Origin of the sequence: Haloferax sulfurifontis ATCC BAA-897, assembly GCF_000337835.1 — an archaeon.
In the GTDB taxonomy this organism is placed as follows: Archaea; Halobacteriota; Halobacteria; order Halobacteriales; family Haloferacaceae; genus Haloferax; species Haloferax denitrificans.
Map to the genome: position 1 here is coordinate 1 of NZ_AOLM01000006.1, position 13,636 is coordinate 13,636.

The 13,636-nt window shown below is 53.5% G+C and carries 14 protein-coding genes; 11 read left to right on the forward strand and 3 right to left on the reverse strand.

Features of this window, described 5'->3' with window-relative positions; translation table 11 throughout:
* Window positions 1-346: 346 nt before the first annotated feature.
* The 3 genes from C441_RS03810 to C441_RS20725 all read left to right on the forward strand — a co-directional run bounded on the left by C441_RS03810 (window position 347) and on the right by C441_RS20725 (window position 2,707).
* Window positions 347-1,246: an SOSS complex subunit B family protein gene (locus C441_RS03810; RefSeq protein ID WP_007273869.1), complete on the forward strand. Its 900-nt coding sequence runs from the start codon at window positions 347-349 to the stop codon at window positions 1,244-1,246.
* Window positions 1,247-1,917: 671 nt separating this feature from the next.
* Window positions 1,918-2,340, forward strand: a complete 423-nt coding sequence (locus tag C441_RS03815; protein ID WP_049920411.1) for a winged helix-turn-helix domain-containing protein — start codon at window positions 1,918-1,920, stop codon at window positions 2,338-2,340.
* On the forward strand, window positions 2,333-2,707 hold the full coding sequence (locus C441_RS20725) for a DUF7521 family protein (RefSeq protein ID WP_449271540.1): 375 nt from the start codon (window positions 2,333-2,335) through the stop codon (window positions 2,705-2,707). The genes C441_RS03815 and C441_RS20725 overlap by 8 nt, the downstream gene beginning before the upstream one ends.
* Window positions 2,708-2,773: 66 nt before the next feature.
* Here C441_RS20725 and C441_RS18845 read toward each other — a convergent pair whose 3' ends face one another.
* Window positions 2,774-2,962, reverse strand: a complete 189-nt coding sequence (locus tag C441_RS18845; RefSeq protein WP_007273871.1) for an HVO_2922 family protein — start codon at window positions 2,960-2,962, stop codon at window positions 2,774-2,776.
* Between the two features lie 137 nt (window positions 2,963-3,099).
* Here C441_RS18845 and C441_RS20670 point away from each other — a divergent pair, with 137 nt between their 5' ends.
* The gene (locus C441_RS20670; RefSeq protein WP_007273872.1) at window positions 3,100-3,657 is read left to right on the forward strand and encodes a DUF502 domain-containing protein; all 558 of its coding nucleotides are present in this window, start codon (window positions 3,100-3,102) and stop codon (window positions 3,655-3,657) included.
* Window positions 3,658-3,918: 261 nt separating this feature from the next.
* Window positions 3,919-5,298 carry a sodium/calcium exchanger membrane region gene (locus C441_RS03820; protein WP_007273873.1) on the forward strand — a complete coding sequence of 460 codons (1,380 nt, stop codon included), beginning with the start codon at window positions 3,919-3,921 and terminating at the stop codon, window positions 5,296-5,298.
* 706 nt (window positions 5,299-6,004) lie between these two features.
* Here the strand turns inward: C441_RS03820 and C441_RS18855 are convergent.
* Window positions 6,005-6,181 (reverse strand): zinc ribbon domain-containing protein, encoded by a 177-nt coding sequence (locus C441_RS18855; protein WP_338041843.1) that lies wholly within the window; start codon window positions 6,179-6,181, stop codon window positions 6,005-6,007.
* An 87-nt stretch (window positions 6,182-6,268) separates the two neighbouring features.
* Window positions 6,269-7,012, reverse strand: a complete 744-nt coding sequence (locus C441_RS18860) for an Lrp/AsnC family transcriptional regulator (RefSeq protein WP_007273875.1) — start codon at window positions 7,010-7,012, stop codon at window positions 6,269-6,271.
* Window positions 7,013-7,365: 353 nt separating this feature from the next.
* Here C441_RS18860 and C441_RS18865 point away from each other — a divergent pair, with 353 nt between their 5' ends.
* The 6 genes from C441_RS18865 (at window position 7,366) to C441_RS20675 (ending at window position 13,061) form a co-directional block, all read left to right on the forward strand.
* Window positions 7,366-7,821, forward strand: a complete 456-nt coding sequence (locus tag C441_RS18865) for a zinc ribbon domain-containing protein (protein WP_239640804.1) — start codon at window positions 7,366-7,368, stop codon at window positions 7,819-7,821.
* A 2-nt stretch (window positions 7,822-7,823) separates the two neighbouring features.
* Entirely contained in the window at window positions 7,824-8,243 is a 420-nt protein-coding gene (locus C441_RS18870) for a universal stress protein (protein ID WP_007273876.1), read from the forward strand.
* Between the two features lie 61 nt (window positions 8,244-8,304).
* Window positions 8,305-10,581 carry an amino acid permease gene (locus tag C441_RS03835; RefSeq protein WP_007273877.1) on the forward strand — a complete coding sequence of 759 codons (2,277 nt, stop codon included), beginning with the start codon at window positions 8,305-8,307 and terminating at the stop codon, window positions 10,579-10,581.
* 5 nt (window positions 10,582-10,586) lie between these two features.
* Entirely contained in the window at window positions 10,587-11,276 is a 690-nt protein-coding gene (locus tag C441_RS03840) for a potassium channel family protein (protein ID WP_007273878.1), read from the forward strand.
* Window positions 11,277-11,313: 37 nt separating this feature from the next.
* Window positions 11,314-12,861, forward strand: coding sequence for a TrkH family potassium uptake protein (locus C441_RS03845; protein ID WP_049920414.1), 1,548 nt, complete (start codon window positions 11,314-11,316; stop codon window positions 12,859-12,861).
* On the forward strand, window positions 12,858-13,061 hold the full coding sequence (locus C441_RS20675) for a hypothetical protein (RefSeq protein ID WP_007273880.1): 204 nt from the start codon (window positions 12,858-12,860) through the stop codon (window positions 13,059-13,061). The genes C441_RS03845 and C441_RS20675 overlap by 4 nt, the downstream gene beginning before the upstream one ends.
* The last annotated feature ends 575 nt before the right edge of the window (window positions 13,062-13,636 follow it).

Sequence of the window (13,636 nt, forward strand, 5' to 3'; positions counted from 1 at the left end):
CCACCGTATACCCCCCGGCCGTGCCGCCTCGGCGCCGCGGCCGCTTCCGTTGCGTCTACCGACGGACGCCGGTCGGCGAGGCGCCGACCCGCGGTGACCGGATGGGTATATGGCGGTGACCGCGCGCTCACCTCGAGGTTCAGCCCCCGCACTCGTCTGTGGGGGTGCCGTCGGTGCCGCGCCGCGCCGGACAGGGTCCGGCGTGAAGGCGCGGCGCGGGCACCTCGGTGACGGCGTCATCGGTCGACGTCGGAGCCGTGGCTCGAGTAGGTTGGTTCGTGAGAATCCCGCGAGTAAGGTCGCGGGCGTCGGCGCGTCAGCGCCTTCGAAACTTGGTGAAGTTCCAATGTCTAGTAACAACTCCAGTCGAAAGGTAGTTTCGGTGGCTGAACAGGCGTTCGAGCAAGCGGATGAGACGACAGTCGATGAAGACGGGTTTGAGGTCGTCGACGAGACGCCAACGTTCCAGGCGACGGTGCAACAGGAGATCCAAGCAAAGGTGGATGCGAACCACCCTGACGGGATTGCAGACACGAGCGACGAGCGGATTGACGGCGTGACGTTGGCCCAAGAAGAGCGCATTCGAGCGCGGGAAGCCGAACTCGAACAAATTAGTGCGCGTGCAGAACTGGGCTCGCAAGAGGGTCGTGAGGCGCGGTCCCGGGCGATTGCGGCCGAGCGGAGCGCTGAGCGACGGTGGCAGTTCCAGAAGCGCGCGGCAAGTCTGAACCCGATGGCGGACCCCGACCGGGCAGACCCCCAGACGGAGCTCACCCAGGACCAGTTGGGCGCGGTGAACTCTCAGGCAACACGGTTGGCGGAGAAATTGGATGGGTGGTCGCGAGCGGCGATCAGTCGGCGGCTGAGCGAGGCAGTGTTGGGTGGCAAGGATATGATGTCGGCAACTGTGAGCGTGTTCGAGGAACTTGAGGGCGCACCGGGGACGATGGTGCCAATCGGGAAGCTTGAGGGCGTGTCGCGACGCGAAGTGTGCATTGAAGGGACGCTAACGACGGTGTGGGAGTCTGAGTCGCCGGCGATTCAGCAAGCGGGGATACTCGAAGACGAAAGCGGGCAGGTGAAGCTGACGAGTTGGAAGGCTTCAGAGGTGCCGTGGATTCGTGAGGGCGAACGCGTGCGGATTCACGGGGCGGCGCGGAACTGGTACGATGGGCGCGTCTCGATTGCCCTGACGGGGTGGACGACCGTGCACTTCCCCGAGCGCGACGCTTGGTGGGACGTCTAACGGCGCGAGGCAGCCCTCTTTTTTTGTTGGTGGCCGGGCCGACCCAGGCCCCACCGCCCCACCCTCCGCTCCGTGCTCGCAGACGCTGTGCGCGCAGCCACGACCGTGTTCATTACTAATCGCCACTCTGACATCCAACCCAGAATGGTGTATCTATTCTCTCCGCGGTACAGCGCTTGTACGTGAAGATGGAACGCTACTGTAAAGAAGTACGTCAGCAGGGACCAAGTCGATGTTAGCGCCAGATCCGCGAAACAGGGTTGGGGAAGCCGTCGGTTTGCTCAACTCCGTGAACTACACTCAGGAACGCGAACGTTAAGAAGAAATGCGGATATCCTGGCGGTGCTTCGTCACCACCCCCAAGTGCGTATACTGTTATTGCAATGCAACCCATAGCGATGAGCCAGGATTTCCATTGGTGTGCAAATGAAAGTGCGATGGTAGTGTAGCTGATCTCATTCGCACTAGTGTTTGTGGGGGTCGGTGAGTCCATGTCGTCTACACCACATCGACCGTGGGTTCTTTGGCGTATAATACCCATCGCAGCGTTACAATCTGCGAAATTCAGGATGGTGCCTCTGGTTCGGATATCAACCGAGGGGATTTGAAATGAGGGTCTACGCCGTTCCGAAAAGAATTTTAGATTAGCATGCAACAGTTTGCCGAGACCTATGGTCAACAAAGAGTGGAACCCACAATCTATCTTTGATTTATTTGGGGACCAACTGGCCCGACACATTCTCGTGTTAACGAGTGAGCGTGCCTTCTCAGCTGACGAACTGTCGAACATTTTGGAGGTGTCCCCACCAACAGTATACCGACGAGTGAATGAATTAGCTGAGTATGATTTACTCACCGAGCAACAGGAGATCGATGAAGATGGACACCATTTCAAGACGTTCGAAACGACACTAAAGCGGGTCGTGTTTGAGATCGACGACGGTGGATATAATATCGATATTCAGATGCGACAGAGCCTTGTTGACCAGTTTGAGTCGTTTTGGTCGGAGTTCGAACAATCACAGCCATCCGGGACGATTGACCTCGAAGGAAACGCAACTGACCGGTCATTTGACGAGACAAACCATGGTTGAACCAGCTGAGTTTTGGACGTTCGCTATCGCAAATCTAGTGACTTTCGTCCTTGGTTCACTACTAACTTTGTTGAGCTACTATGCCTACCGCCAAAACCGTCATAGGCCGTCATTTCGAAATGCGACGCTCGGGTTTGGGCTTTTGACACTCGGTATGCTCGTTGAGCCGGTTTATCAACTCTGGCTGAAAGGTGATTATAATCTAACTGGCCGAGAGTTGTTAGCACTGCAAACGATTGAAGGAGTCTTCCTCGGCCTTGGGTTTTTAATGTTGTTTTATTCCATATATCGACACAATATCGGGCAAGGCGATACTCGACGGACTCGGGAAGAGTTCGAGTGGTCTAACGACCGAAGTCGGTGGTGACCTTCCGTTTTCCACTCTCAATAGACCGACAATGTTCGGGAGCGCTCTCTCTGAGTAGGTCTAAGATCACTTTGAGACGACTGTTTGTGCCTGCGGGGCATTCCGCTTTACACTTTGAATGCCACGTTTTGCACCTTGCTTTGACGCGTACCCCTCCCCTGAGTCGGCGATTATATTGCCATTTGGGACAGTGAGACGCCAGCGCCATTCTCCGGCCGTATCTTGATACAGTTCAAACCGTGAAGTGCGTGCCATGTCTATGTCTCTCTTGGCTCGCAGTTAGCTTGTGTGCACCAGTTACGGAAGTTGAAATTCAGTAGAAGAGCTATATGACTGAACAGCTACCGAATCAACTACAGAGCCGATTGAATGATTGATACAATAGTCCTCGAATGAGCGTTCTGAGCGAAAGCTTTGTTAAAGGTTCTGCGATAATCGTGCCTCTTCTAATTCTCATTGGTCTTCTTTGGTGGGTCTATTCCGTATTGAACGTGTTATTCGCAATTGAATCGATCGAGTCGCCCGCTTTACGGGGTCTCGTCACAGCAGTATTGCCACCCCTTGTCATCCTTTCCATCGGGTCGATTATGCGAACACAGATTGGGAGGGTAGTAGATCAAACCATTCATAATTGGATTAATCGCCTTCCTGTTGTCCGTGTCATCTATAACGCGGTGAAAACAACACTTGACGTACTACTAAACCACTCAAATCGATCTCCACGAGTCGTGAGAATTACTGCGTGGAACGGTTCTCGGATGCTGGCGTTTGATACTGGGAATCGAACTGCTGATGGCCGTGTCGTCGTGTTCATCCCTGGGTCGCCAGAGGTCACTTCCGGATTCGTTGCAGAAATCCCCCCAGAGTCCCTGATTGAGTGCGATCAGACAGTACTAACTGCATTAGTTCGCCTCCTCAGCGGTGGCTTTGCTGAACCTGACTCTGTGTAAGCCACGCTTCTCCCCGTAGAACTACTCGATAATCCGATATCGCTTCATAAATCATGTATTCAGCGTTGTAGAGCTGATTTTACCACTTCACCGCAATCACCCCGAAAACGAACGTACAGGCCCCAAAACCGCTGAGATCTACGGGTGATGTGTTATCTTGTGGTTTTTGTTCGGGTATTGCATGGGTACAGACATGACTTCTATCACCAGTAGAGACGATTGTGCACGTAATCAAGATCTGCTCACCAGTCGAACGAAACCATGATCGGACGTCTTCGCCACCCGCTCGTCGCTGTTGCCGCGGCACTCTTATTGACACTCCCATTCATCGCGTTGTTCGTCACTCACGGCTATCACCTCGACCCAGCGTCAACCCCAACAAACCCACATACGAACATTTCTCCTCCTGTCGCCGTCCTTGCTGGTGGTCTCGCAATCCTCGGTGCGGCGTTCCTGCTTGCGTGGGGTGCCGAAACCGCCGAAAAAGACGTTCCCACTGCGTTCGCTATCGCAGTTCTCGCAGTTCTCGCCGTCGCACCCGAGTACGCTGTCGACGCACTGTACGCATGGAACGCTGGTGCATTTGAGGGGACCGCACGCGGAATGGAGGCAGCCAATCTCGCCATCGCGAATATGACGGGGGCGAACCGAATCCTCATCGGCCTCGGATGGTCTGGCATCGCCCTGTTCACGATCTACCGGGCGAAACGCACCGGCGACTCAGCAGTCATCCAACGCACTGGCTTCCTCACGGACGCCGTAGCGATCGATCGTGACATCTCTCTCGAAATCACATTTCTGCTCGCAGCCACAGCGTACGCCTTTTTCATTCCGCTGGGCAACGGGATCGGAATCGTCGACACGATCGTCTTGGTTGGACTCTTCGCTCTCTACATCCTCATCATCATTCGCGGTGATATCGAGGAGACGGACGCACATATTGGGGTTCCTGCGTATTTCCAGGCCTACTCAAAGGGGCCCCGAGTCGCAGTGGTCCTATTTTTGTTCGCGTTTTCCGGGGTGGTCATCTTCGAGGCTGTCCACCCATTCGCGTTGGGTCTCGAAGAACTCGGCACTGCCCTCGGCGTTCCACCGTTCTTCATGATTCAGTGGCTTGCACCGCTGGCGAGTGAGAGCCCCGAACTCATCGTCGTTGCCTATCTCGTAAACAAGGCACGCTCGACCGCCGGGTTTAACGCACTCATCTCGTCGAAACTCAATCAGTGGACACTGCTTATCGGAACCCTTGCGATCGTGTATTCTATCGCCGCCGGTCAGATTGGGACGCTTTCGTTCGATCAAAAGCAAGCTGCCGAGATCTGGATTACTGCTGCTCAGAGCCTCTTTGCGCTCGCTATTCTGCTGAATTTCGAGATCAGCATTCGTGAGGCAGTGACACTGCTTGTCCTGTTTGTCTCACAGGTCGTTGCTGAGTTCTATGTCATCCAAACGTATGCCGAGCCTGCCGCTGCAGACATTGGTCTTCTTATTTTGTACGGCTACACTGGTGTCTATACCTTCTTTGGGATCGGGTTGTTTCTCATGCGTACGGGTAGTGTTCGTGAACTCATTGCGCACACTGTCTCTGATATTCGCACAGCTATCGGCCGTGATACTACGCAACCAGACAGGGTTGATTGAACAGTAAATGTTGATGATTCGAGTACTATCTCAAGAACATGGTACACGTGAACTCGGGTGTGTCTTGACATCCTCCCCGCCGTTCACGGAGGGGATTCCCACGGCACCGCACCGTGGGTTGTAGAGTAAAATTGAGTATAGGACGCGAACCGGTCATTAGTTCAGCACTCAATGTGGGAGAATAAATCGCTACGTACAGGGAACTCACTTATCGCTCAGTACAGAAGGTTAGTCATTCAGTACCGCCGTCCTTTCCGCCCTCTGCATCATTGATGATTGGTAGCATCCTCCAGCGACAGATAACAAAACTCCGCCGAGAGCAGTGAGATACCAGCCGAGCTCCGGAACGAATATGGAGTTAAATCCAGCGAGCGACGAGTCGGATAGATAAGACGCACAGTATCTCAGCGTCCGGGAGAAGGTCCGGGTTGATTTTCAACCACGGGAGGTACGCTCCGACTGAAATTGTTGTCACACCTCCCGTCAACGAGAATCTTGTCATGGAGCGATTGAGCGGCCATAGTTCTTCAAAAACGGAGATGGCTAAACGCTTGTGTATGCTCAACCCCAGCTTTAATCGTGAGTATTCGCCTACTGCCTTGAGTAGTTAGAACGGAAGTCCACACTGGAATGTCGCGCTCTTCAGGGCGTGGTAGCTGACTCGAGTTGTACTTTGACTGATGCTGGAAGCACAATGTGCGGTGTGTCAGAATTCGTAGCAGGCGATTTCGACCGAACCACAGTTCGGACACTTCTCTTGCTCTGGGAAGACACACGTCCCACAGTCTCGACACTCGTACAGGGTACTCTCATCGCTTCTTCTTGTTCGCCGAAGCAGCTCAAGTAATCCCATCCGTGCTAGTGCTGGCACCCCAAAACACATTAACGTTTCTTAGAACACTACCCACTATATAAACGGCTCAATCGCTTGGTGTAGTTGCTTGTGGATTTGTTCCGCATTTTCGCAATGTCACTGGCCAGTGAACGCGGTCAATGTCTCTTCAGTAACCCCGGATCGGGAATGAATCGTCACGAAATCGCTCTCCTTGATCAGGGTTTGGCCAGTTGGCGTAATGGTTCCTTCATCACGATTGATTCGGACGACCAGCACATCCGAGGGAATGAGTCCTACTTCGTTCGCTTCTTGAAGCGTTTTCCCAGCGATCGGTGCATCTTCTCTAACAAGAATTTCCACGACATCTGCATCCCCAGCCAGTCCCGCAACACCTGTGACGGGGGACGCTAGTTTTTCATCTCGAGGACCGAATGGGGCATATGGGCGGAAATATTCTCGGTGGACCAGGTCTTCGTCATCAATTTCAATACCGAGGGACGTAATCCCCTGTGCGATTCGGGTGAGATCATCGGTGTCTGTCCCAACGACTGTAATCCGGAGATCACCTTTGCCGGACATGATCTCTCGAACATTAATTACGCCCGGCAAGTCGAGGACTCGCTGGGCCATCTCTTCGCGATCCCGGGAACCCGTACTGCAGACGTAATGGTTTGTGAGTCGTCCGCTGACTTTTTGGTAATCAATATCAGCATGATAGCCTCTGATTACACCTGCCTCTTCGAGTCGGCGGATCCGGTTCCGCACGGTCGGTGCCGAGACGTCAACTTTCTCTGCGATATCGGGTGCGGACGTGTGACGGGCTTCCTGTGACAAATAATAGAGGATCCGTTCGTCAATCGTATCGATTTGAAGGGTCATATTTATACTTCGAGATAGGCTCCGATATAACTTTTAAATTACTCTTGGTATTCGTTTGGATTCGATAGGTAATCCAGTAATCAAACGAGAACTGAATAACTGAAATCACCCTTAGCAGGGAGAAGAGGCCACAGACCAAGTGATGAACGATAAGAAGGATATTCGAGATTATTTTTGGGAATCGTTTAGAAATTCGGTGAATATTTATCTCTGCGGAATGTGGGGGACAAATATGACCTCGTTGTGTACTCGCGTTTCTTCGATGAGACACGAAACGCGAGTGGGGAACTTAGGAATAGATTCACTCTGTAAACCAGATGAGTCCCATGTCGCTGTAAGTGGGTGTTGAGAGTATGGGTGACGCAGATAATCGCGGAGTACCCCCTAATAACCTCTCTGAAGCACTTGTTCAGCAACTCAATTCGCTGGGGCTCCCTGAATTAAAATCCGTACTTTCGTACGTGGAGCACCGTATCGAAGCGCTTCGAACCCCGATCGAAGAGGAAATTGAGACGACAGCTGCTGGAGAGGTCCTCAAAATAGAGAACCACGGTGCATACGCGCTCGTGCGAAAACACCCTCCCAAATCGGACGGTTCCGGTGTGAGTACGGATCGTGTATCACTCTATCACGTCCGCCGAGAGCATCGGATGGACGGGACACAATCCTTGCATTGGGCATATCTTGGAGACGTTCATAATGCCGAGCAGCTTCGGTGTGGATCCTGTGGAGGGATCCTCGACAAGGAAGCAGCTGTCTGCCCTCATTGTGGTACTGAGAATCCGAACAATGTCGAGACGGAAGAATAATCATGTCAAAATCAATTACAAAACATCTCGTTGTCCCGGTTGCAAACGAAGAGGACGCACGTGAAACTGCACGAGTACTTGATAGCTATGAATATGGACAGGTAACTGTCGTTCACGTCATCGAGAAGGGAGGGGGAGTACCAGACAAGTTACCCCTCGAACAAGCAGAACTGCGGGCTTCGGACGTATTTGGGGCGTTTCGTGGATTCATTCCGGAGGCCGACACGGAAACTGCATACAGCAGAGATGTCGTTGCTGCGATCATCGACGTCGCAGCCGATGTGGATGCGAGTGCTATCGCATTTCACCCGCGGGGAGGGAGCCGTCTCGTTCAGTTCTTATCGGGTGATACAGCGCTCAAGCTAATCACAGATGCAGACCGTCCGGTCATTTCGCTCCCAGAACAGACTGAAAATAAATGAATGCTTCCATGGTGCAAAAATGTGCAACACGGAATAACGCACACGGCGGGGGAGGTTTCCTATGAGTGAGGCTGAACAGGAGCTCGCCCGCGACCTCGGCTTCCTCGAGGCGTACACCATCGGGTTGGGGACGATGATCGGTGCCGGGATTTTCGTCCTCCCAAGTATCGCTGCTGAGCAGGCAGGCCCCGCAAGTATGCTCTCGTTTTTCGCTGGGGGTCTGGTTTCGTTGTTGGCAGCTCTTTCTCTCTCGGAACTCGCAACCGGGATGCCAAAAGCTGGTGGTAGTTACTACTACGTCAACCGCGCGCTGGGATCGTTCTTCGGGAGTATCGTCGGCTGGGGGATGTGGGCTGGACTGACGTTTGCGTCGGCCTTCTACATGATCGGCTTCGGTCAGTATCTGCTTCCGGGGCTTGGACAGTATATTGGGTTCCTTGCCGGATGGGGAGACGTTGGCATCTCTATCGCGGCACTCGTGATGGCAGCCTTGTTGACTGCAGTCAACTACTATGGGGTCAAAGAAACCGGTGCGCTCCAGAACGTCATCGTCCTCACACTTGTTGGACTTATCATCGTGTTCCTCGGGTTAGGTATCCTTAGTGGTCCGACTCTTGGTGAATTTAATCCAAACGGTTGGCCGGCCGTTGCAGCGACGATTGGGACAGTTTACGTCTCGTTCATCGGTTTTGAGGTCATTGCAACCAGTGCCGAGGAGATCAAGAATCCGAGTCGAAATCTCCCGCTCGCAATGATAGCGGCTGTAGTGACCCCGACGCTGATGTACGTTGGGGTAATGTTCGTCTCCACGGGGACACTCTCGATCGAGGCCCTTGCTGGCTCACAGATCCCGGTTGCTGACGTGGCAACCGAATTCATGGGTTCAATCGGTGCGCTAGTGATGATTGTCGGTGCTGTCCTTGCGACTGTCTCGAGTGCGAATGCGAGTATTCTCTCGGCCGCCCGAGTTAATTTCGCGATGGGCCGAGACCGAATTCTCGTCAACTGGCTCAACGAGGTTCATAACCGGTTTAGAACGCCGTACCGGGCGATTACAGTCACGGGAATTATTACACTCGTGTTGATCGCGATCGGTGTCGGAATTGGGACCCTCGCAGAGGTGGCCAGCTTCATGTATCTCGTGACGTACGCTCTCGTTCACGTTGCTGTCGTCGTATTACGTCGCGCGGACCCTGAGGCGTACGAGCCATCTTTCAAAATCCCAAGCGTCCTGTACCCTATCGTGCCCGTCTTGGGGTTCGCCGCTTGCCTCGTGATTCTCGTCCAGATGAGTTTCATTGTTCAGGCGATTGGCGGCGTGATCGTCGTCTTCGGTATGCTCTGGTACCTCTTTTACGCACGGGACCGAGCACTCAGCGAAAGTCTTGTTGGGGAAGCAATTGCTCCCGAACCGACTGCGATGGTGAACGGTGAGGGACGATATCGTGTCGTTGTCCCGGTTGCGAATCCGAAGACCGAGCGTGACCTGCTGCGAATGGCTGCGGCGAGTGCACATGCTCATGAAAGTGAACACGCTGAGGTAATCGCGGTAAACGTCATCGAAGTCCCACGCCAAACCTCACTTTCTCAGGACCTCACCTTCGAGGAAGAACGAGTCGACCGCCAACGAGAACTACTGGACTCTGCTCGGGACATCGCCGCTGACCTCGATATCGGACTCAGGACTCGTGCGATTGTCGGCCGTAATGCTGGGTCTGTCATACTTGACGTCATCGAAGAGGAAAATGCTGATCACGTCCTGCTTGGTTGGCAAGGTACCCGAAGCAGGCGTGAACACGTCCTCGGGTCGACGATTGACCCCGTTATTGGACGCGCACCATGTGACGCAACGCTCGTGAAACTCGGTCCGGAAGATGGTCGCGGTGAGGGAGATATCATGGTACTTGCTGGTGAGGGCCCCCACGCACCGGTTGCTGCCCAACGTGCTGCTGAATTCGTTGCTGCGGCTGATGAGGCATCCCTGACGCTCCTCAACGTGCAGTCCCCAGAGAGCGATAGTGACGAAGAACTCTCGCCGACCGAACGTGGTGAAGCAGTAATCTCCGAGTTAGCTGAACGCGCCGGAATCGAATACATGTCTTACGATGCGAAGGTGTCTGTGGCCGAGAATACTGAGCAAGCCATCATTGAAGCTGCTCAAGATTACGATACGGTTTGTGTCGGTGCGACGCGGGCGGGGACGATTTCACAGGCAGTATTCGGATCACTCCCAGAGAAAATCGGTGCAGAACTAGCTCAAACAGTCGTGATGGCACGTGGAGAAGAAGAATCGCCTATGTCAATTCGTGAAGCCCTGATGCGGAGACTGGAGGTCTAACCAATATGTACATTATCATCATCGGCGCTGGCGATATCGGAACACCACTTATCGACATTGCAACGCAGTCAGGCAACGAGGTTGTTGTCATTGAACGTGACGAGGGACGTGCGAATCAAGCTGCTAACCAGTTTGATTGTTTGGTACTGCACGCCGACGCCACGACGAAAGATACGCTGATAGACGCTGGTGCTGAACGGGCCGATGCGCTCATTTCGACGACAGACCAGGACGCAACGAATGTAATGACGTGTCTTCTCGCAAAAGAGTTCAAAATCCCAGCGATACTGTCAGTCGTCCACAATCCGGAGCACATGGGGTTATTCGAACAGATTGGCGTGAACACAATGGAGAACCCCCAACAGTTGATCGCCGACTACCTCTATCGAGCTGTAGCACGTCCAGCAATCGTTGACTACATGCGGATCGGTGAGGAAGCTGAAGTCTTCGAGATAACAGTCACAGACGGGGCACCAGTCGCAGGAAAAACACTCCAAGAAGCCGCCCAAGCAGGGCTCCTGACCGATGAAATGCTCGTTGTCGCGATCGAGCGTGACGAGAACGAACACCCCATCACGCCTCGTGGGAATACAGTCATCAAAGTGGGAGACCTGTTGACCGTCTATTCTGGAGTTGGCGCTGACCCTGAAATCACTGACATCTTCGGCCACTATGAAGACCATGCTGATTTCTAACACATCGTCTGTCTTGCTAAGGAGAGATCGATAAGCTATGAACAGGTCCGTTGCAACAGTCGGACGAGACCTCGGGCGTATCTTGGAAGCACTCGGTGGGCTGATGTGCGTCTCGCTTGTCGTTCCGGTCGTCTGGAGAGAGTATTATGCACTTCCCGCACTCCTCATCTCGGCAGCGATTCCATTGGTGGCCGGTCATATCTTGTATCAAACATTCAGAGAAGCTGATGCTCCCAGTCGGCTCCACGGAATGATTGTTGCTGCATTGGGTTGGGCTTCGGTAGGCGTCTTCGGCTCGCTCCCATTTCTCCTGATTGCGTGGAGTGTTCAGCTCGGTATCCCAGGCTTTGGCCCCGCTCAAACAGCGACACTTGCAGCGTTTACTGACCCACTTAATGCCATTTTCGAGAGCATGAGTGGATTCACCGGGACTGGTCTCACCATGACAGACAATGAAGAGGTACTGCCACGCACACTTCAGTGGTGGCGAACCTTCACCGAATGGGTCGGCGGCGTCGGTGTTATCGTTTTGACGACGGCGATTCTTTCGCGCCCTGGCAGCGGGTCGCTGACACTATATGAAAGCGAGGCTCGTTCCGAGAAGATTCACCCGAGCATCGTTTCGACCGTCCGGACCATCTGGTGGATTTTCATCTTATTCACGTTTGTCTCCATTCTCGCACTGTGGTTGGCTGGAATGCCGATTTGGGGTGCGATCAATCACGCGATGACCGGCCTCGCGACTGGTGGCTTCTCAATTACCGACAACTCGATTGCGACCTACGACAGCGTCGCGATCGATTTCGTATTGATTCCGATTATGCTGCTGGGAAGCATCGCGTTCCCGGTCCATTACCTTATCCTTCAGGGGGACCTTCGGAATTTCTACACCGACCTCCAGACTCGGTGGGTGTTCGGCTACATGGGTCTCGGATCTGCCCTCCTGTGGGGCTTCCTGTACTTCGGAGGACCGTATCAGACGCCATTTGCTGCCCTACGATACGGTCTGTTTCAGTTCGTCTCGGCGGCTACTTGTACCGGGTTTCAGACCGCTGTAGATTCGACCAACGTCGCCCTCGGGCGGTGGCCGTCGTACGCTCAACTCACAGTCACGTTTGGGATGTTCGTCGGGGGTGCAGCAGGATCTACCGCAGGAGGTATCAAGCTTATTCGCGGATTGACACTCTCGAAAGGAATCCGGTATTACATCGCGGATGTCTTTTATCCCGAAACTGCGGTCCGGCGACTGAACATCAATGGACGACGACTGAATGAAGAAGAGGCCAGTCGGGAATTCATGGAGGCGGCTATTATTGTCGTTCTCTGGATTACGTTCCTTGTTGTCGGTACCTTCGTCTTGCTACTCACGCTTCCACCTGCAGAGTACTCGCTCGCTAATGTCGTGTTTGAGGTTGCTAGCGCACAGGGGAACGTAGGACTCTCATCGGGAATTACGGGACCTGAGTCGCTTCCCACAATTGGAAAAGTCACATTCCTCTTCAATATGTGGATCGGGCGGCTCGAAATCATTCCAGTTCTCGTGATGCTCCGAAGTATCTTCCAACGTGGAGGCATGTATTCATGAAATTGGGTGAGCTCCCATTCATTTCCTACGTGTTTGAGGCCGGTGCGGATAACCGAATCTTTGACTCGTTACTGCTCCTTGGGCCACTCGTTATCGGGTTGGTCGTCATCCTCGGTCGGTCATTCATAACTGAGAGCATTGCCGTCGCGTATATTGCCGTGTTCGTGGCGTATGTTTTGTATCAGGGGACCCGGGGGTGACGACCCTACAAAACAACAAATGGACAGTGAAATCCCCCCGCGTTCAACCCGTGCTCGTATTGTTGGAGTCCTTGAGTGGTGGCTACGGTGGTCGGCTATCTGGGGCTCCCGTGGAATGCTCGTCAGCACTACTCTCTTTATTGGCTATGTCGGGATTGGTTGGGGTCTTACAGTAGTCAAGAGCACATGGGCCCCACCAAATTTTCTCTCGGTGACGAGAGATCCAGGGTTCTATCTGACAGGTACTCTCGTATCCTTGTTCGTCGTGCAAGCGACGGTGTCGCTCATTTTATATCATTTTCTCACCGGTTTCGAAGACGACCGGTCGCAATTCGTCGTCTTAATGAGCTACGTCGGGCTCGGATCTGGAGCGACTGCATTACGGTTTCTTCTCCCGCCCAGTCTTGCGTTTCTGCTGAACTCGTTCTGACCCGACAATCATGTTTTACACACGGCACCTAATATTTCAATAATGAGCAAATCTACGCAGCAAATTGAGCCAACCCATCGATGGATACGGCCCATCATGCTGGCAGGACTGGTCTGTATTCTGATTGGGGTAGCCATCCTTTCTT

Bases quoted from the DNA above. Each gene is read 5' to 3' on its own strand.
- C441_RS03810 (WP_007273869.1), top strand. From the start codon at position 347: ATGTCTAGTAACAACTCCAGTCGAAAGGTAGTTTCGGTGGCTGAACAG.
- C441_RS03815 (WP_049920411.1), top strand. From the start codon at position 1,918: ATGGTCAACAAAGAGTGGAACCCACAATCTATCTTTGATTTATTTGGG.
- C441_RS20725 (WP_449271540.1), top strand. From the start codon at position 2,333: ATGGTTGAACCAGCTGAGTTTTGGACGTTCGCTATCGCAAATCTAGTG.
- C441_RS18845 (WP_007273871.1), bottom strand. From the start codon at position 2,962: ATGGCACGCACTTCACGGTTTGAACTGTATCAAGATACGGCCGGAGAA.
- C441_RS20670 (WP_007273872.1), top strand. From the start codon at position 3,100: ATGAGCGTTCTGAGCGAAAGCTTTGTTAAAGGTTCTGCGATAATCGTG.
- C441_RS03820 (WP_007273873.1), top strand. From the start codon at position 3,919: ATGATCGGACGTCTTCGCCACCCGCTCGTCGCTGTTGCCGCGGCACTC.
- C441_RS18855 (WP_338041843.1), bottom strand. From the start codon at position 6,181: ATGTGTTTTGGGGTGCCAGCACTAGCACGGATGGGATTACTTGAGCTG.
- C441_RS18860 (WP_007273875.1), bottom strand. From the start codon at position 7,012: ATGACCCTTCAAATCGATACGATTGACGAACGGATCCTCTATTATTTG.
- C441_RS18865 (WP_239640804.1), top strand. From the start codon at position 7,366: ATGGGTGACGCAGATAATCGCGGAGTACCCCCTAATAACCTCTCTGAA.
- C441_RS18870 (WP_007273876.1), top strand. From the start codon at position 7,824: ATGTCAAAATCAATTACAAAACATCTCGTTGTCCCGGTTGCAAACGAA.
- C441_RS03835 (WP_007273877.1), top strand. From the start codon at position 8,305: ATGAGTGAGGCTGAACAGGAGCTCGCCCGCGACCTCGGCTTCCTCGAG.
- C441_RS03840 (WP_007273878.1), top strand. From the start codon at position 10,587: ATGTACATTATCATCATCGGCGCTGGCGATATCGGAACACCACTTATC.
- C441_RS03845 (WP_049920414.1), top strand. From the start codon at position 11,314: ATGAACAGGTCCGTTGCAACAGTCGGACGAGACCTCGGGCGTATCTTG.
- C441_RS20675 (WP_007273880.1), top strand. From the start codon at position 12,858: ATGAAATTGGGTGAGCTCCCATTCATTTCCTACGTGTTTGAGGCCGGT.